Annotated in this window: 15 protein-coding genes and 2 tRNA genes; 13 read left to right on the forward strand and 4 right to left on the reverse strand. The window is 44.4% G+C overall.

Annotated features, from left to right (window positions below):
- Window positions 1-2: 2 nt before the first annotated feature.
- Complete coding sequence (locus tag BIW15_RS04995; RefSeq protein ID WP_005490383.1) at window positions 3-1,292, reverse strand: peptidoglycan DD-metalloendopeptidase family protein; 1,290 nt, start codon at window positions 1,290-1,292, stop codon at window positions 3-5.
- A gap of 130 nt (window positions 1,293-1,422) precedes the next feature.
- On the opposite strand from BIW15_RS04995, the gene tyrS reads away from it, so the two are divergent.
- Both tyrS and BIW15_RS05005 read left to right on the forward strand, forming a co-directional pair.
- Complete coding sequence (gene tyrS, locus BIW15_RS05000; protein ID WP_005479092.1) at window positions 1,423-2,610, forward strand: tyrosine--tRNA ligase; 1,188 nt, start codon at window positions 1,423-1,425, stop codon at window positions 2,608-2,610.
- A gap of 417 nt (window positions 2,611-3,027) precedes the next feature.
- Complete coding sequence (locus BIW15_RS05005; RefSeq protein WP_179115225.1) at window positions 3,028-3,873, forward strand: magnesium transporter; 846 nt, start codon at window positions 3,028-3,030, stop codon at window positions 3,871-3,873.
- On the opposite strand, the gene dacB is transcribed toward BIW15_RS05005, so the two are convergent.
- Both dacB and BIW15_RS05015 read right to left on the reverse strand, forming a co-directional pair.
- On the reverse strand, window positions 3,852-5,273 hold the full coding sequence (gene dacB, locus BIW15_RS05010) for a serine-type D-Ala-D-Ala carboxypeptidase (RefSeq protein WP_029816584.1): 1,422 nt from the start codon (window positions 5,271-5,273) through the stop codon (window positions 3,852-3,854). The two genes, BIW15_RS05005 and dacB, sit on opposite strands and share 22 nt — an antisense overlap.
- 198 nt (window positions 5,274-5,471) lie before the next feature.
- On the reverse strand, window positions 5,472-6,500 hold the full coding sequence (locus BIW15_RS05015) for a porin (RefSeq protein WP_021486773.1): 1,029 nt from the start codon (window positions 6,498-6,500) through the stop codon (window positions 5,472-5,474).
- Window positions 6,501-7,038: 538 nt separating this feature from the next.
- Between BIW15_RS05015 and greA the strand changes: the two genes are divergently transcribed.
- A complete protein-coding gene (gene greA / locus BIW15_RS05020) occupies window positions 7,039-7,512 on the forward strand; it encodes a transcription elongation factor GreA (protein WP_005485311.1) in 474 nt (157 codons plus the stop codon).
- A gap of 81 nt (window positions 7,513-7,593) precedes the next feature.
- Here the strand turns inward: greA and yhbY are convergent, their stop codons facing one another.
- Window positions 7,594-7,890 (reverse strand): ribosome assembly RNA-binding protein YhbY, encoded by a 297-nt coding sequence (gene yhbY, locus BIW15_RS05025; RefSeq protein WP_005380066.1) that lies wholly within the window; start codon window positions 7,888-7,890, stop codon window positions 7,594-7,596.
- A gap of 138 nt (window positions 7,891-8,028) precedes the next feature.
- Here yhbY and rlmE point away from each other — a divergent pair, with 138 nt between their 5' ends.
- The 10 genes from rlmE (at window position 8,029) to infB (ending at window position 18,729) form a co-directional block, all read left to right on the forward strand.
- On the forward strand, window positions 8,029-8,658 hold the full coding sequence (rlmE, locus tag BIW15_RS05030) for a 23S rRNA (uridine(2552)-2'-O)-methyltransferase RlmE (protein WP_005494062.1): 630 nt from the start codon (window positions 8,029-8,031) through the stop codon (window positions 8,656-8,658).
- A 108-nt stretch (window positions 8,659-8,766) separates the two neighbouring features.
- Window positions 8,767-10,746 (forward strand): ATP-dependent zinc metalloprotease FtsH, encoded by a 1,980-nt coding sequence (gene ftsH / locus BIW15_RS05035; protein WP_021822672.1) that lies wholly within the window; start codon window positions 8,767-8,769, stop codon window positions 10,744-10,746.
- Between the two features lie 52 nt (window positions 10,747-10,798).
- Complete coding sequence (folP, locus tag BIW15_RS05040; RefSeq protein WP_021454076.1) at window positions 10,799-11,629, forward strand: dihydropteroate synthase; 831 nt, start codon at window positions 10,799-10,801, stop codon at window positions 11,627-11,629.
- 19 nt (window positions 11,630-11,648) lie between these two features.
- The gene (gene glmM, locus BIW15_RS05045; RefSeq protein ID WP_005481562.1) at window positions 11,649-12,989 is read left to right on the forward strand and encodes a phosphoglucosamine mutase; all 1,341 of its coding nucleotides are present in this window, start codon (window positions 11,649-11,651) and stop codon (window positions 12,987-12,989) included.
- Window positions 12,990-13,211: 222 nt separating this feature from the next.
- Window positions 13,212-13,550: a preprotein translocase subunit SecG gene (gene secG, locus BIW15_RS05055; protein WP_029840078.1), complete on the forward strand. Its 339-nt coding sequence runs from the start codon at window positions 13,212-13,214 to the stop codon at window positions 13,548-13,550.
- 15 nt (window positions 13,551-13,565) lie between these two features.
- Window positions 13,566-13,649, forward strand: a tRNA-Leu gene (locus BIW15_RS05060).
- Window positions 13,650-13,705: 56 nt separating this feature from the next.
- Window positions 13,706-13,782 (forward strand) — tRNA-Met (locus BIW15_RS05065).
- Between the two features lie 227 nt (window positions 13,783-14,009).
- Window positions 14,010-14,465: a ribosome maturation factor RimP gene (gene rimP / locus BIW15_RS05070; protein ID WP_005456065.1), complete on the forward strand. Its 456-nt coding sequence runs from the start codon at window positions 14,010-14,012 to the stop codon at window positions 14,463-14,465.
- A gap of 36 nt (window positions 14,466-14,501) precedes the next feature.
- Complete coding sequence (gene nusA / locus BIW15_RS05075; RefSeq protein ID WP_005456069.1) at window positions 14,502-15,989, forward strand: transcription termination factor NusA; 1,488 nt, start codon at window positions 14,502-14,504, stop codon at window positions 15,987-15,989.
- Window positions 15,990-16,011: 22 nt separating this feature from the next.
- Window positions 16,012-18,729 carry a translation initiation factor IF-2 gene (gene infB / locus BIW15_RS05080; RefSeq protein WP_005481598.1) on the forward strand — a complete coding sequence of 906 codons (2,718 nt, stop codon included), beginning with the start codon at window positions 16,012-16,014 and terminating at the stop codon, window positions 18,727-18,729.
- Window positions 18,730-18,818 lie beyond the last annotated feature (89 nt).

Below are 18,818 nucleotides of genomic sequence, written 5' to 3' on the forward strand. Positions count from 1 at the left end.
GTTTATCTCATTGCCAGTAACTTACTGTAACGATCCAGCTTGTCCATACTGACTTTTGCATTCGCCATGAAGGTTTGTCTTGCTTTACCTGTTAACGATTTGGATTGCGGCAAATTCACTGTTCTTGGGTTTTTGTGCACGCCATTTACTAGGAACTCATAATGTAAGTGAGGTCCTGTCACACGACCTGTTCCACCAAGCGTACCGATAGTTTGACCTTGTTTAACACGTTGACCCGTTTTGACTGTGCGCTTCGTTAAGTGCAGATACTTGGTAATGTAAGTGTTGCTGTGCTTGATGAACACGTAGTTCCCGTTGAACTTGTTGTAAGCCGATTTTTGCACCACACCATCACCAGCGGCCCAAATTGGCGTACCAACAGGTGCTGCGTAGTCAGTGCCTCGGTGAGGACGTACTCGCCCCGTCACTGGGTGAAGACGACGTGGGTTAAAGTTTGAAGTCACGCGACGGAAATCCAGTGGAGCGCGCAAGAAGGCTTTTTTCATCGCTCGGCCATTTTCGTCGTAATATTTGCCCGTTTTTTCATCTAAAATAGCCGTAAACGTATCGCCCTGGTTTTTGAATATCGCAGCGATGATTTTTCCGCGACCAATGACTTCACCTTCTACAACTTCTTCTTGATACAGCACTCGGAAAGAGTCGTTTTTGCGAATATCGAGTGCGAAGTCGATATCCCAGCCAAAAATTCCTGCTAGCTCCATGATTTGGTTACCATTCAAGCCAGACGAAATTCCTGCGTTCCAGAAGTTGGATTTGATGGTTGCCTCGGCGTAGTTGAATTGGTAATCGACCTCTTTTTTATCGACCTCAGAAACGTATTTGCCGTCTTGCAGTTTGATGCGAAAGGTTTCGAATGCGCTTAGCGTACGGCGCAGTTGAACCAAGTCGTTTTTCTCATCAAAACCAAATTGCAATTTATCGCCCGGACGAAGACGAGTTAACTGCTGTTCAATTTCTTTATCGGAGGACACTAACTCGTGCAGTAGACGAGCAGAGAGTCCCACTCGATTAAATAGAATGGCGGCGCTCTCGCCATTTTTTACTTTGTAAGTTTCCCAGCGCAAAACCGAAGACATCTGAGAAGAGCCATTTAATGTCGTCAATTCAAGTGAGATCGGCACAGGATAGTGTTGACCAACTTTTAATCGGCTTTGTTGCGGGTTGAGGTCTTGCGGATCGGGCAGAAAGAACAGTGCAATGATGATCAGAGCACTAAAAAAACCGATCAATACTTTGTGCAAGAGTGGAAGTCGGACAAAAATCGAATGCATGAGGTACTTGATTGCTAAATTAAACGGAAAAAGTGACAACTACCTAGTCTAACGTGTTTCAAAATGCATCGCTATTCAAGTAATATGTTCAGCTATTATATTTTTGCCAAATCTGTGGGAGTGAACAAGAATGGCGAGCATTGAAGCTGCACTAGCCGAGATTAAGCGCGGTGTTGAAGAGCTGATTCCAGAAGAAGAGCTAATCGCAAAACTAAAAGAAGGTCGTCCTCTACGTATTAAATTGGGCGCCGATCCAACAGCACCTGACATTCACCTAGGCCATACGGTTATTTTCAATAAGCTTCGCTTGTTCCAAGAACTAGGTCATGAAGTGACGTTCCTAATCGGTGACTTCACTGCAATGGTTGGTGACCCAACAGGTAAAAACACCACTCGTCCACCGCTAAGCCGCGAAGACGTACTGCGTAACGCTGAAACGTACAAAGAACAAGTGTTCAAAATTCTAGATCCTGCGAAGACTAAAATTCAGTTTAACTCTGAGTGGCTGTCTGAGCTGGGCGCAGAAGGTATGATTCGTCTTGCTGCAAACCAAACCGTTGCTCGTATGCTAGAACGTGACGACTTTAAAAAGCGTTACGCAGGCGGCCAACCAATTGCTATCCATGAGTTCATGTACCCACTTCTGCAAGGTTGGGACTCAGTTGCGATGGAAACGGACGTTGAATTAGGCGGTACAGACCAGAAGTTCAACCTTCTAATGGGTCGTGAACTGCAAAAATCTCACGGTCAAAAGCCTCAAGTTGTACTTATGATGCCGCTTCTTGTTGGTCTAGACGGCGAGAAGAAGATGTCTAAGTCTGCGGGTAACTACATTGGTATCAGCGAAGCGCCAAGCGAAATGTTTGGTAAGATCATGTCGATCTCTGATGACTTAATGTGGAGCTACTACGAGCTGCTATCGTTCCGTCCTCTAGAGGAAATCGAACAGTTTAAAGCGGATGTTCAAGCGGGTAAAAACCCACGTGATATCAAAGTGCTACTTGCTAAAGAGATCATTGCGCGTTTCCACAGTGAAGCCGATGCAGATGCGGCAGAGCAAGAGTTTGTGAACCGTTTCGCTAAGAACCAAATCCCTGACGAAATGCCAGAATTTGACTTTGATGCTGGTACTCCAGTAGCGAATCTTCTAAAAGATGCTGGTCTGTGTGCGTCAACGTCTGAAGCAATGCGCATGGTAAAACAAGGTGCAGCAAAGGTTGAAGGCGAGAAAGTTGCCGACGCTAAATTTGCACCAGAAGCTGGTACTTACGTATTCCAAGTTGGTAAACGTAAATTTGCACGTATTACGATTAAGTAATCCATAATTATTACGTATGGAAGCGCCCTATGGGCGCTTTTTTTGTTCTTAAAATTGGCAAAAAAAGAACAAAGCCCACCTGTAAATATGGATTAACTTTGCTACTATACTTGCGCTGCTAATCAGGGCAGCGATATCGGAGATTTACATGAACAATACCGACCATCCTCCCAGTCGTTGGGTGAGTAAGATTAAGGGAGCGAAATAACCCGCTTCGGTATTGGCGATCTCCGTCTTACCCGAGTGGTGAGGCATCTTTTCTAATTTTCTTCTCGTTATTTCCTTCATACATTCTGAATAGACAGTGCTTTTGCATTGGTGAATTCGCGTGTTTGTGTCATCTATCGGCATAAAGGCGTGATGAGCTTGTGCTTGTGTTGTCGATGGTCGTTACCAATGCCAATCGGGAGATTCGCCATGACGGTAATGAACAACACTTTTATTGAAACAACACCAAACTTTTCTGAAGTAGAAATTGGTGCAGCTCGCAATGCGTTTTTGAAATACGATCAAGAGCAGCAACTTCATTTGCTCACCATCATGCCAATAGATGAAGCGGTGGGGATTTTGAAGCACTGTTCTGTAGGGTATGTGAACAGTTTGATGTCTCAGCTTGAGCATGCGGGTCATGATAAGCGTGCGCGTCACTATGCGCACCAATTGGGTTTGCATGTGTCGGAAGTTGATACTCCTGACGGTTACTTATCAACAGGCGTACTAGAGCATGTAAAGCAGCGAATCGGCTGGATTATTGCTCTCGCTTTATTGGGGATCGTTTCTGGGCTGATTATTGCTCAGTATGAAGATACATTGAGCCAACTGGTTTTACTTGCAGTGTACATGCCGGTGATTGCGGCGGCTGGTGGTAATACGGGTACTCAAGCGGCCACATTGGTCATTCGTGCATTGGCCACAGGTGAGCTTAAAAAGCGTCAGTGGTTAGCAGTACTTTGGAAAGAAAGTCGCGTAGCGCTGTGTCTCGCATTAGCGATCGCAATAGTTATGGTTGGACGCATTATGCTTTTTAGTGCCGGCCAATCTACGGGGAGCTTTGAACTGACAGACATCGCACTTGCAATCGCCGTTGCTTTGTTTATTCAAGTCTCAATTTCCACAACGCTTGGAGGTTTGTTGCCAATAATTGCCCGTGCTTGCAAGCTAGACCCAGCCGTATTGGTGAGCCCTGTGCTTGCATCAATCGTTGATATATCAGGTATGTGGATTTACTTTACTGTGGTGAATTACTTCTTAGGTATCGCCTGACTAAAATTCACGATGTCACGGTAAAATAACTGCTCAAAATGCGTAATAGGGGCGATGACAGGTTTGTTATCGTCCCTTTTTTCTGGGAAGTAGTCTGAGACAAACTGGACGAAAATAGTATTCGGCTGGCCATTTTTATCTAAACCATAACCCGCCATGTTGTAGGTTCCGTACAATGAACCACTCTTCGCAATCAGTTGACCTTTAATTGGGGCATTCCGCATGCTTTGGCGGTATTGCAGCGTACCCGACTCGCCTGATTTAGGCATGATGGCAATCAGCTTCAGTGTTTTTTCGTTTTTCCAAATATAACGTAGGATTTCTGCCATTTTGGTCGCAGAAATACGGTTGTTTCTTGAAAGGCCCGATCCATCTTCCAAGCGTGCGTTACGAATATCGATGCCAGTATTGGCGAAAATGATCTGTTTGATCGCTTCTGTACCATTGGTAAAACTTCCGGGTTGAACAAAAAACTTCGCACCCAATGTTTTCGTTAATGTGTCTGCGATCAAATTGTCAGAATGCTTGAGCATGTCATCAAGTAAATCGGATAGCGGCTTTGATTGATGTAATGCCATCAATTTACGTTGTTTCTGTGGCGCTGAGCCAATCTTAATTTTGCCTTTGAGCTCAATACCTAATTGCTTGAGTAACGTACTGATATTTTGACTGGTATAACGTTCAGGATCTTGAACCGCAAATTTGAGAGGCAGCGGCTTTTCTCGTTCGACTAAGCATCCTTTTAATTCGTAGCGATTGTCTGGGTTAGCAAGCAGGTCTAAATCGCAATGGCGGCTCTTTTGAATCGTCTTAGAAACGGTCTCGACCGAACTTTTAACACGAATAGGTTGATGCTCTGGCACATAGACTCGAGTCCCGCCATCTTTTTGTGTATAGATAGAAGCTTGGACACAGTTGTTGTTGAGTGTAATGCTAGAAGCCGGAGCGCTGTAGCAAACCCCCAGAATGTCCCACGGCCAACCCACCGCTCGGTCATACCCTGTAAAGGCACTGTTGTCTAACCACAGGTCACCGTTAATGCGCGTTAAACCATTTTTTTTCGCTAATGACAGCAACGCTTTCAAATCTTGTGTTTGTAGGGTGGGATCTCCGACAAAGTAGATAACGGCATCGGAACTCGAGGTTTCAAGCTTTGTTCGAAATGCAAAGCTGTCCCCTAACTCTAATTTAGCAGCTAAGGCTGTGACAATTTTTAAGGTGCTCGCAGGTGGAAATAGTTGGTCTGTTGGACGGATACCATCGAGCGTGGAACTTTCGGTTAGTTTTTCTGCAACTAAGCTGATACGGGCGCCCTCTGGCAATACCTCTTGATGAGGATACGCATAAGACAATAGCGGAAAAATAAGAGAAGAAATGAGTAGAGGCCAACGTAAACGCATAGTGAGATTTTCTAGGGTTAGTTATGTGATTGAGTATACGCAAGTCCACTCAATATGCTAGGCGCATCCAAGAATGCTTTGTTCATCATTAATATTGAGACAAAGTGGTTAGAAGAACGCGCTATTAAGATGAAAAATGAAAGATAAAAAAATGCCCGCGATAAGCGGGCACTGAGTATTCAAGTCTAAAGACTGGAATTAGAAGTCGTAACGTAGACCTAGAGCTAGCTCGTCTTCTGCATCAGCTTTAGATGCTGTAGTGTTGCCACCAACTTTACCTAGTTTATCGCCAGAGTCGATTAGGTTGAAGTTGTATGAAACGTAACCACGGAAGTTAGGCTTGAAGTAGTAAGATGCATCAACAGCGAAGTTGTTAGCAGAAGTTTCGTTGTTAGTTTCTGCGTTGTTGTACGTTGTTGTGAATACTGTTTGACCTAGAGTGTAAGCACCAGCTAGTTCGTAACCAGTGTAGTCACCTTCAGTTTTCGCTTTTTCACCGTCAGTGAAGATACCAGCGAAGTATAGGTCACCCATAGTGTAAGATGCAGCTAGCATGTATTCGTTAGCTTCGTCTTGGTCTGCGTAACCAGCACCTAGCTCAAGACCTGTGTCTGCTACTGCGTAGATTGCAGATAGAGAGTAACCGTCTTGTTTGTTGTCTGAGTAGTGATCAACGCGATCGTTTTCACCAGCAGGAGTACCGTCTGCTTTTAGCTCTGTACGGTCAGCAAAGCGGTAGCTAGCTTTAACGCTTAGGTTTTCGAATTGACCTTTGTAAGACATCATGTTGTCTGAACGGTCAGCCACTGCTAGTTTGTCAGCTGCTGAGTTGCCGTGGTAAGCCATGATATCTGTGAAATCAGTGATAACGCCTAGTGCACCTTCGTTTTTACCGTAAGTGAACTCACCCCATGCACCGCCAAGACCAGCGTATGCGTAACGAGTGTCTAGGTTGCTGTTTCCATCCACACCGCCGTTTTCAGCTGTAGTAAATTCACCTTCCCAGAAACCAACACCGTAAAGGTTGTCGTTGATAGCTTGAGTACCAAGGAAGTTTAGACGGATACGAGAGTTGTCTTGAGCGTCGCCATCTTTCATAGATAGACGTGCTTCAGCGCGGCCGCCCATTTCTAGAGAAGTGCCGTCTTGGTTGTAAAGTTCAGCTGCGTTAACGCCAGTTGCCATAGCTGCTGCAGATACAGAAAGAGCAATTAGAGTCTTTTTCATCTTATTTGTCCTAGTTAGCTGTCCATAATCATTGTTGTATGGGGGGAGAGATGACCTCTCACAAGTTATTGGTCTATATTTGGCTTCATCTGCGAGAGTTTTCCGCAACTGTAAGCCTTTGATGTAACAACTTGCTGTACATGTTTTACTGCTAAAGTTTCATGATGAGTTAGTAAAATGATATAAATCATGCTGATGAACACTGTTCGATTGTAACTGGTTGTTTATTAAGTGGTTGTTTTTAAATAGTTAATGCTTCAATGACATTGGCCTGACATTGATTAGTTTTTATGTTTTTTGATGTTTTTAGTGTAATGAACAGTGTTGTTTTTCAATAAATTGCGATAATGATTGGATCTAAAATTGATTCGGTTCGTTATGCTGCAAAGGCATAGCAATGTTGAATTTCGAATTAAGATGATTTCGCTCAGGAGTTTGTTTACACTAGTTGAAAATACATCTTTAACCGCACTACCTAGTCCTACGACTGGGTGGGCTTTTTATTGTCCAAAGACCCATTTGGGCTTGAGGTTACATAATGGAAAAAGTTCCAATGACACTACGTGGCGAACAAATGCTACGTACAGAACTAGAACGTCTACTTAAGCTACGTCCTCAAATTTCAGAAGCGATTGCTGAAGCACGAGAACTAGGTGATTTGAAGGAAAATGCTGAATATCATGCCGCTCGAGAAGAGCAGGGTATTTGTGAAGCGCAAATCCGTGACATTGAATATAAGCTATCTGTTGCGCAAGTAATTGATGTAACTAAAATGGAAAACACTGGCAAGGTTATCTTTGGTTCAACGGTGACTTTGATTGATGTCGATACCGATGAAGAAAAGACATATCAGATTGTTGGTGACGATGAAGCAGATATTAAAGCTGGCCGTATTTCAGTGAGCTCTCCAATTGCTCGTGGCTTGATCGGCAAGATGGAAGGCGACGAGGTTGCTATCCAGACTCCTGGTGGAGCGAAAGATTTCGAAATTGACCGAGTTGAATACATCTAAGTGGCATCTTGAATGCCCACTATTTGTTAAATGCAAAAAAGGTCGCCAATGGCGACCTTTTTCTTCAACAACGTAAGTGAATTACTTACGAGGAATTTCGATTTTACGCTCTTCAGACTGGCGGTATAGCACAAGCACTTTACCAATTGTCTGAACTTTTTCAGCGCCTGTCTCACGTACGATAGCGTCAATGATTAGCTGTTTTGTTTCACGATCTTCTGAAGCAACTTTTACTTTGATCAGTTCGTGATGATTTAGAGCGATTTCAATTTCTGCTAGCACGGCTTCTGTAAGTCCATTTGCGCCCATTAGCACAACAGGTTTTAAACTGTGAGCCAGGCCTTTTAGGTGCTGCTTTTGTTTGGTGCTTAGGTTCATTACGCGGCCAATTTTCTTTAAAATAAGGGTTGAAAAAAGCTATTTTAACGCCATCTATTGCTGAAGACTATAATTTATTGAGTAATAGGTTGTGCCTATTAAAACAATAGCTCCTATTTGCGCCTTGTTGGGATTAAAATGAGTAAACAAAAACATTCGGCTAGTTCTGGTCGTTGGTTGAAAGAACACTTTGATGATAAATACGCGAATGAAGCCCGTAAAAAAGGATATCGTTCACGTGCGTACTTCAAGATTGATGAAATCCAAACAAAAGATAAGTTGTTAAAACCTGGCATGACAGTGGTCGATTTAGGTGCTGCTCCGGGTGGATGGTCTCAATATGCTGCTAAAATAGTAGGAGATAGTGGGCAGATTATTGCTTGTGATTTACTTCCTATGGATCCAATAGCTGGTGTAAGTTTCTTGCAAGGTGACTTCCGAGACGATGCCGTGTTAGAGGCGTTGCTTGATAGAATTCAACCATCAATGGTTGATGTTGTAATGTCTGATATGGCGCCGAACATTGCAGGTAACAACTCAGTCGATCAACCACGCGCAATGTATTTAGTTGAATTGGCTTTAGATATGTGTCGACAAGTTCTAGCGCCTAATGGTAGCTTTGTCGTAAAGGTTTTCCAGGGTGAAGGCTTCGATCAATACGTGAAAGAAGTCCGAGACATGTTTAAAGTCGTAAAAATCAGAAAACCAGACTCATCGCGAGCGCGCTCCCGAGAAGTCTTTGTTGTAGCCACTGGTTACAAAGGTTAACTATTTTGCTCTTTCGGGAGCGTGTTAACACTATAGCTACAGTGAGTGAACTGTAGTACCCTACCTTTAATTACAATTAGTTATCGAGAGGCTTACACCTTGAGTGACATGGCAAAAAATTTAATTCTGTGGCTTGTTATCGCTGTCGTATTGATGTCGGTATTCCAGAGCTTTGGCCCTGGAGAAAGCAATGGCAGAACCGTGGATTACACCACGTTTGTACAGGAAGTTGGCCAAGGCCAGATTCAAGAAGCAACTTTTAAAGACGGTGAAATTAGCTTTGTTCGTCGTGGCGGCGGTGCCAAAATGGTCACTTACATGCCTGTGTATGATCAGAAGCTTCTAGATGACCTAATTAACCAAAACGTGAAAGTGCAAGGTACGCCTCCTGAAGAGCAAAGCTTGCTTGGCACAATTTTCATTTCTTGGTTCCCAATGATCTTACTGATTGGTGTGTGGATTTTCTTCATGCGTCAAATGCAAGGCGGCGGCGGTAAAGGCGCTATGTCTTTCGGTAAGAGTAAAGCTCGTATGATGAGCGAAGAACAAATCAAAACCACTTTCGCTGATGTTGCAGGCTGTGACGAAGCAAAAGAAGACGTAAAAGAACTTGTTGATTACCTGCGTGATCCGAGCCGTTTCCAAAAACTGGGTGGTAAAATTCCAACTGGTGTTTTAATGGTTGGTCCTCCAGGTACGGGTAAAACGTTACTTGCAAAAGCTATCGCAGGTGAGGCAAAAGTACCGTTCTTTACTATTTCAGGTTCCGATTTCGTAGAAATGTTCGTTGGTGTTGGTGCGTCTCGTGTACGTGACATGTTCGAGCAAGCGAAGAAAGCCGCGCCTTGTATTATCTTTATCGATGAAATCGATGCTGTAGGTCGTCAGCGTGGTGCTGGTGTAGGTGGTGGTCACGATGAACGTGAGCAAACACTGAACCAAATGCTAGTAGAAATGGATGGTTTTGAGGGCAACGAAGGTATTATCGTTATTGCTGCGACCAACCGCCCAGACGTATTAGACCCTGCATTGCTACGTCCGGGTCGTTTTGACCGTCAAGTAGTTGTAGGTCTTCCTGATGTACGTGGTCGTGAACAGATTCTAAAAGTACACATGCGCAAAGTGCCATTAGCTGGTGACGTAGAGCCTTCTCTAATCGCTCGTGGTACGCCAGGTTTCTCTGGTGCTGACCTAGCAAACTTAGTTAACGAAGCTGCACTATTTGCTGCACGTGGCAACAAACGCAATGTCTCTATGGTTGAATTTGAGCTTGCGAAAGACAAAATCATGATGGGTGCAGAGCGCCGTTCTATGGTGATGTCAGAAGAGACCAAAGAGTCAACAGCGTACCATGAAGCTGGTCACGCGATTGTTGGTCGTTTAGTACCTGAGCATGATCCTGTGTACAAAGTGTCTATCATTCCACGTGGTCGTGCACTTGGTGTAACGATGTACTTGCCAGAACAAGACCGCGTAAGTATGTCTCGTCAGCACTTAGAATCTATGATTTCAAGCCTGTATGGCGGTCGTCTTGCTGAAGAGCTAATTTACGGTCCTGAAAAAGTATCGACAGGTGCTTCCAACGACATTGAACGTGCGACAGATATTGCTCGTAAGATGGTGACACAATGGGGCTTCTCTGAAAAACTTGGTCCTCTACTTTATGCAGAAGATGAAGGTGAAGTATTCCTTGGTCGTAGCGTAACGCAGACTAAACACATGTCTGATGATACTGCGAAGTTGATCGATGATGAGGTTCGACAAATCATCGACCGCAACTACGACCGTGCGAAAAAGATTTTGGAAGACAACATGGACATCATGCATGCGATGAAAGATGCGCTAATGAAGTATGAAACCATTGATGCTCGCCAAATTGATGATCTCATGGAACGTAAAGCGGAAATTCGTGAGCCAGCAGGCTGGGGTGATAACCCAATGAATAAGCCAAAGGATGACGATAAGCCTCAAGCAACCCCTGAAGTGAAAGAGGAAGAGAAAGCAACGGATTCTGCGAATGTCGCAGAGCAAGTTACTTCTCAAGATTCTGCTTCAAGTGAAGTTCCAGAAAAGAAAGACTCTGAATAAAGAGTGTTGATAATAATAAACCCCGAGTTAGCTCGGGGTTTTTGTATTTATTATGATTATTACAGCAAATAACAAATCTCTCGACCTTTCTCGTCCACATGTAATGGCGATTCTTAATGTTACCCCTGATTCATTTTCTGATGGTGGTAAATTCAATTCTTTAGAACTTGCTCTTGCTCAAGTCGAAAAAATGATTACCGCAGGGGTTAGCATCATTGATGTCGGTGGTGAGTCTACACGCCCTGGTGCGCCAGATGTCTCTCTAGAAGAAGAGCTGCAACGCGTTGTTCCTGTTGTAAAGGCCATCCGCGAAAAATACGATGTATGGATCTCTGTCGATACTAGTAAAGCAGAAGTAATGCGTCAGGCTATCGCTGTTGGTGCGGATCTAATTAACGATATCCGTGCGTTACAAGAACCTGGGGCACTTCAAGTTGCGGCTGCATCAAAACTACCTGTTTGCTTAATGCATATGAAGGGGCAACCTAGAACTATGCAGGAAAGCCCTCAGTACGAGAACTTGATGGATGACGTTGCTCAGTTTCTGGAAGAGCGCATAGCTGCTTGTGAAGCTGTAGGTATCAATAAGTCTCAACTTATCCTCGATCCTGGTTTTGGCTTTGGCAAAACCATTGAACACAATTATCATATGCTCGCTCATCTCGAGAAGTTTCATGAGTTCGGTCTGCCTATCTTGGCGGGCATGTCTCGTAAATCAATGATTTTCAAGCTGCTTAATAAGCCCGCAGCAGATTGCACTAACGCCAGTGTCGTTTGTGCCACGATTGCTGCCATGAAAGGCGCGCAGATCATTCGTGTTCATGATTTTGAAGAAACTATTGAAGCAATGAAAATTGTCGAAATGACGCAAAACAATATTTAAAAATAATAAAGGTAAGTTTATGTCGAATAAAAGACGTTACTTTGGTACGGACGGTGTACGCGGTAAAGTTGGACAGTACCCAATCACTCCAGACTTCGTACTTAAGCTTGGCTGGGCTGCTGGTCGTGTACTAGCAAAACAAGGCACAAAGAAAGTTATTATTGGTAAAGATACTCGTATCTCTGGTTACATGCTTGAATCTGCACTAGAAGCAGGTCTTGCTGCCGCAGGTCTGAAGGCAACTTTCACAGGTCCAATGCCGACACCTGCTGTCGCTTACTTAACGCAAACTTTCCGCGCAGAAGCGGGCATTGTGATTTCTGCATCGCATAACCCATATTACGACAACGGTATTAAATTCTTCTCATCTGAGGGCACAAAATTGCCTGATGATATCGAGCTTGCTATCGAAGCTGAATTGGACAAAGACATTGAATGTGTTGAGTCTTCTGAATTGGGCAAAGCGACTCGTTTAAATGATGCTGCAGGTCGTTACATCGAGTTCTGTAAAAGCACATTCCCATCGACACTCAGTCTCTCTAACTTAAAGATCGTCGTTGATTGCGCTCATGGTGCTACCTACCATATTGCTCCAAATGTCTTCAAAGAACTTGGTGCAGATGTAATCGCGATGGGTGTTGAGCCAAATGGTATCAACATCAATGAAGAAGTCGGTGCTACAGACGTTCGCGCGCTACAAAAACGCGTTGTAGAAGAGCAAGCTCATCTTGGTCTTGCATTCGATGGTGACGGCGACCGTATCATCATGGTTGACCATTTAGGTAATAAAGTCGATGGTGACCAAATTGCTTACATCATCGCACGTGATGCTCTGCGTCGTGGTGAACTAAAAGGTGGCGTGGTTGGTACATTGATGACTAACCTAGGTATGGAAAATGGCCTGAAGCAATTAGGCATTCCATTTGTTCGTGCTGCTGTCGGTGACCGCTATGTAATGGAGCAATTGCTGGCTAAAGGCTGGAAGATCGGTGCCGAAAACTCTGGTCACGTTATCTTGCTAGATAAAGTAACAACGGGAGACGCGATTGTTGCTGCTCTGCAAGTGCTTGCTTCTGTTGTTGGTAGTGACATGTCACTGCACGACTTGTCGCAAGGCATGACGCTTTACCCACAAGTTTTAGAAAATGTACGTTTCGCCGGTGAAAATAACCCTCTAGAAGCGCAAGCAGTACTGGCTGCTGTAGAAGAAGTTGAAGCTGAACTAGGCGATAAAGGTCGCGTTTTACTACGTAAATCAGGTACAGAGCCTTTGATTCGCGTAATGGTAGAAGGTGAAGATGCCGAGCTTGTTCAAAGCTCAGCGCTTAAGATTGCGGATGCAGTAAAAGCAAGTTGTTAATCATTGCTTTAACGTGTTTAAAGAAAGAAAAGGGCAAGTTTTGCCCTTTTTTTGAGCGCTTAACCCGCCGACATTGATTTTTTACTAATTTTCCCTTGTCAGCGTTACTGGCTTTCGCTAGTATTGCTCCGCCTCCCGTTAGGAGGTCGCTAGCCTTGTTCATTAACGATGTTTCGATATTGAACGGCGCTGGCTCAACAATTTGGAACATAGGTGGAAAAAATGTTTTCAGTTCTACTTGTGATTTACCTGTTGGCAGCGCTTGGTGTGATTGGCCTTGTGTTGATTCAACAAGGTAAAGGCGCAGATATGGGAGCCTCGTTCGGTGCTGGTGCTTCAAACACAGTGTTTGGTGCTAGTGGCTCAGGTAATTTCTTAACCCGAACAACTGCTATTTTAGCAACCGTATTTTTTGTCGTTAGTTTGCTACTTGGTCGTATGTCTACACACAAGACCGAGTCTCAATGGGTAGACCCAACGTTAGGTCAACCAGTAGTTGAACAAGTTAAAGACGCAGCGAGTGAAGTTCCAGCATCTACTGGTGATGAAATTCCTCAATAAGCTGTAAGGTTTTATGCCGAGATGGTGAAATTGGTAGACACGCTAGCATGAGGTGCTAGTGCCTTAGGTGTGAGGGTTCGAGTCCCTCTCTCGGCACCATGTATTTACAAACTTGTAAATCACTTGTTTGCGAGTATAATGCTCAGCAAGTCGGACGCGGGGTGGAGCAGCTTGGTAGCTCGTCGGGCTCATAACCCGAAGGTCGTCGGTTCAAATCCGGCCCCCGCAACCAATCTCCTTCTTTGAATAAAGAAGTGGCAGATTGGCAAGTTTGCGTAGTGCTAACCACACTACGAGTTAAGAAAAGTAATTTTGACTATTCTTAACGTATCAGGGTCCAGCAGCATAAAACCCCGACTATCGGGGTTTTTTGTTATCTGAGTTTTTTAAATGACTCAGGTCACTGCTTGGTTTTTTGATTGGGCTCTGAGCCCTTTTTTTGTTTCTGGAGTGGTTTAAATGACTGGTTTAGAAAGACAACTTACTGAAATGCTTGAAGCGCCAGTAGAGGCATCAGGCTATGAGTTAGTTGGATTAGAATTCATTCGTGCTGGCGCGCATTCAACGTTACGCATCTACATCGACCATGAAAATGGTATTAACGTGGACGACTGTGCAGAAGTTAGCCACCAAGTAAGTGCAGTGTTAGACGTTGAAGATCCAATTTCTGTTGCTTACAGCCTAGAAGTGTCTTCTCCAGGTTTAGAAAGACCACTATTCAAAGCAGCACATTACGAGCAATTTATTGGTCACGAGGTCAGCATCGTTTTGAAAATGGCTGTAGCAAACCGTCGTAAGTGGAAAGGCATTATCCACGGCGTGGATGGCGAAACAGTGACAGTTACTGTTGAAGGTCAGCAAGAAGAGTTTGCTTTAAGTAACATTTCAAAAGCTAACCTGATCCCTAAATTTTAGGTCCCTAAAAAAGTTTAAGCTTAGAGGCTAAATACAATGAGTAAAGAAATTTTAGCGGTAGCAGAAGCGGTATCGAACGAAAAAGCGGTACCTCGTGAGCGTATCTTTGAAGCTCTTGAGATTGCTCTAGCAACTTCTACAAAGAAAAAGTACGAAATCGAAATCGACGTTCGTGTTGCTATTGACCGTAAAACTGGTGAGTTTGTAACTTACCGTCGTTGGTTGGTTGTTGACCAAGTAGAAAGCCCAACGAAAGAGATCTCTCTAGAAGCTGCTCAATATGAAGATGATTCAGTTGAGCTAGGCGATTACGTAGAAGATGAAATCGAATCAGTAACGTTTGACCGTATTACGACTCAAACGGCTAAGCAAGTTATTGTACAAAAAGTTCGTGAAGCTGAACGTGCACAAATCGTTGAGCAGTTTATCGATAACGAAGGTGATCTAATCACTGGTGTTGTTAAGAAGGTAAACCGCGACACAATCGTTCTTGACTTAGGTAACAACGCAGAAGCGGTAATCCTACGTGATGACCAACTTCCTCGTGAAAATTTCCGTCCAGGTGACCGTGTACGTGGTCTTCTGTACAAAGTTGCTCCAGAAGCGCGTGGTTTCCAATTGTTTATCACTCGTTCTAAGCCTGAAATGCTGGAAGAACTATTCCGTGTAGAAGTTCCAGAGATCGCTGAAGAAATCATCGAACTGAAAGGTGCTGCTCGTGATCCTGGTTCTCGCGCTAAGATCGCAGTGAAAACAAATGACAAACGTATTGACCCTGTTGGTGCGTGTGTTGGTATGCGTGGCGCACGTGTACAAGCTGTTTCTGGTGAGCTTGGTGGTGAGCGTATCGATATCGTGCTTTGGGATGATAACCCAGCGCAATTCGTTATCAACGCAATGGCTCCAGCAGACGTAGCTTCTATCATCGTGGATGAAGATGCACACTCAATGGACATCGCAGTTGAAGCCGACAACCTAGCACAGGCTATCGGTCGTAACGGTCAGAACGTACGTTTAGCATCTCAGCTAACGGGTTGGGAGCTGAACGTAATGACAGTTGCAGATCTTCAGAAGAAACACGCTGAAGAATCACAAGCGTCTATCGAAAACTTCATGAAGTACCTAGACATCGAAGAAGACTTTGCTCAGCTGCTTGTTGAAGAAGGCTTCTCTACTCTAGAAGAAATCGCATACGTTCCAGTTAACGAGCTTCTAGAAATCGACGGCCTAAACGAAGAGCTTGTAGAAGAGCTACGTGGTCGTGCGAAAGACGCGCTAACAACAATTGCATTAGCACAAGAAGAATCTTTTGAAGGTCTAGAGCCTGCAGACGATCTACTAGGTCTTGAAGGTCTAGAGCGCGAAATGGCATTCAAACTGGCAGCTAAAGGTGTAGCGACACTGGAAGATCTAGCTGACCAAGGCATTGACGATTTAGAAGGTATCGAAGGCCTGACCGAAGAACGTGCAGGCGAGCTAATTATGGCCGCACGTAACATCTGTTGGTTCGGCGAAGAAGCATAATTTCGGCAAGGAGGAAAGCGGCATGACACAATTAACAGTTAAAGCACTGAGTGATGAGATTGGTACGCCAGTCGACCGCTTGATTGAACAACTTGCTGACGCTGGCATGAAAAAGGCGAGCTCTGACAATGTAACTGATGAAGAGAAGCAAAAGCTTCTCTCTCATCTAAAGAAAGAACACGGTGATAAATCTGGTGATGCAGAGCCGACTCGCCTAACGCTTCAGCGTAAAACTCGTAGTACACTTAGTGTGAATGCGGGTGGTGGTAAGAGTAAGAATGTTCAGGTTGAGGTGCGCAAAAAACGTACATACGTGAAGCGTAGCACAATTGAAGATGAAGCTAAGCGCGAAGCAGAAGAAGTAGCAAAACGTGAAGCAGAAGAAGCAGCAAAACGCGTAGCAGAGGAAACTGCTAAGCGTGAAGCTGAAGAAGCTGCAAAACGTGAAGCTGAAGATGCTGTAAAACGTGAAGCGGAAGAAAAAGCGAAACGCGAAGCTGAAGAAAAAGCGAAGCGCGACGCAGATACGAATGCACAACGTAATGCTGAAGAAAAAGCAAAACGTGATGCTGAAGAGAAAATTAAGCAAGAAGCAGCGCGAAAAGAGGCCGACGAGCTTAAACGTCGTCAGGAAGAAGAAGCTAAGCGTAAGGCTGAAGAGGAAAGTCAGCGCAAGCTTGAGGAAGCTCGCGAATTGGCTGAAAAGAATAAAGAGCGTTGGTCTGCTGCAGAAGAGAAAAAGGGTGATATGGAAGATACAGATTACCATGTAACGACTTCACAATACGCACGTGAAGCCGAAGATGAAGCAGATCGCAAAGAAGAAGCCGGTCGTCGTAATAAGAAGAAGAAAAAACCTTCGACTAAAGACGAGCAGGCACGCAATAGCGGTCGTAGCCAACGTGGCGGTAAAGGCGGCCGTAAAGGTAAGCTAGCTAAACCAACATCAATGCAGCACGGCTTTGATAAGTCGGCGACTGTTGCTAAGCAAGATGTTGTGATTGGCGAAACAATTGTTCTTTCAGAACTTGCTAACAAGATGTCGGTTAAAGCGACAGAAGTTATCAAAGTGATGATGAAGATGGGCGCTATGGCGACTATCAACCAAGTGATCGACCAAGAAACAGCACAGCTTGTTGCTGAAGAAATGGGTCACAAAGTTGTTCTTCGTAAAGAGAACGAACTGGAAGAAGCAGTACTATCTGACCGCGATACTAATGCCGAATCAGTACCTCGTGCTCCAGTTGTTACTATCATGGGTCACGTTGACCACGGTAAAACGTCAACACTTGACTACATCCGTCGTACACACGTTGCTTCAGGCGAAGCGGGTGGTATTACACAGCACATCGGTGCTTACCACGTTGAAACTGAAAACGGTATGATTACGTTCCTTGATACTCCTGGACACGCGGCGTTTACTGCTATGCGTGCTCGTGGTGCTCAAGCGACAGATATCGTTGTTCTTGTAGTTGCAGCAGATGATGGCGTAATGCCACAAACAGTAGAAGCGATCCAGCACGCGAAAGCGGCAGGCGTTCCTTTGATTGTTGCTGTGAACAAGATCGATAAAGAAGATGCGAACCCAGACAACGTTAAGAATGAGCTAGCTCAATACGACGTAATCCCTGAAGAATGGGGCGGTGAGAACATGTTCGTTCACATCTCTGCAAAACAGGGTACAAACATTGATGGCCTTCTAGAAGCAATCCTTCTTCAATCTGAAGTTCTAGAACTTACAGCTGTGAAAGAAGGTATGGCGTCTGGTGTGGTAGTTGAATCTCGTCTTGATAAAGGTCGTGGTCCAGTTGCTACAGTACTAGTTCAATCTGGTACGCTACATAAAGGCGACATCGTACTTTGTGGTCAAGAGTACGGCCGTGTTCGTGCAATGCGCGACGAACTAGGTCAAGAAATCACAGAAGCAGGCCCGTCTATTCCTGTAGAGATCCTTGGTCTTTCAGGTGTGCCAGCTTCAGGTGACGAAGCTACTGTAGTACGTGATGAACGTAAAGCGCGTGAAGTTGCTAACTACCGTGCTGGTAAGTTCCGTGAAGTGAAACTTGCTCGTCAGCAGAAATCTAAACTAGAGAACATGTTCTCTAATATGACTGCTGGTGAAGTTGCAGAGCTTAACGTTGTACTTAAAGCTGACGTTCAAGGTTCTGTAGAAGCTATCGCAGACTCACTACTGAAACTATCGACTGACGAAGTGAAAGTGAACATCGTTGGTTCTGGTGTTGGTGGTATTACTGAGACTGACGTAGTACTAGCAGAAGCTTCAAACGCAATCATTCTTGGCTTTAACGTACGTGCTGATGCATCTGCTCGTCGTGCAGTTGAAGCCGCAGCAGTTGACCTACGTTACTACTCAATCATTTACCAATTGATTGACGAAGTGAAACAGGCAATGGGTGGTATGCTTGCTCCAGAATTCAAGCAAGAGATCATTGGTCTTGCTGAAGTTCGTGACGTGTTTAAGTCACCGAAACTGGGCGCAATCGCTGGCTGTATGGTTACTGAAGGTCTAATTAAGCGCAACAACCCTATCCGTGTTCTACGTGATAACGTTGTTATTTACGAAGGTGAACTAGAGTCACTACGTCGCTTTAAAGATGACGTTCAAGAAGTTAAGAATGGCTACGAATGTGGTATCGGCGTTAAGAACTACAATGACGTTCGCGTTGGTGACCAAATCGAAGTATTCGAAATCGTTGAAATTCAACGTACTCTAGACTAATTGACTAAAATTACTCATATTATCTTTGATAGATAAGTAGTAATTGGTTGTTGAATACACCATGGGGGGCTGGCTTTGACCAACCCCCC

This window comes from Vibrio sp. SALL6, from assembly GCF_002002385.1.
GTDB lineage: Bacteria > Pseudomonadota > Gammaproteobacteria > Enterobacterales > Vibrionaceae > Vibrio > Vibrio parahaemolyticus.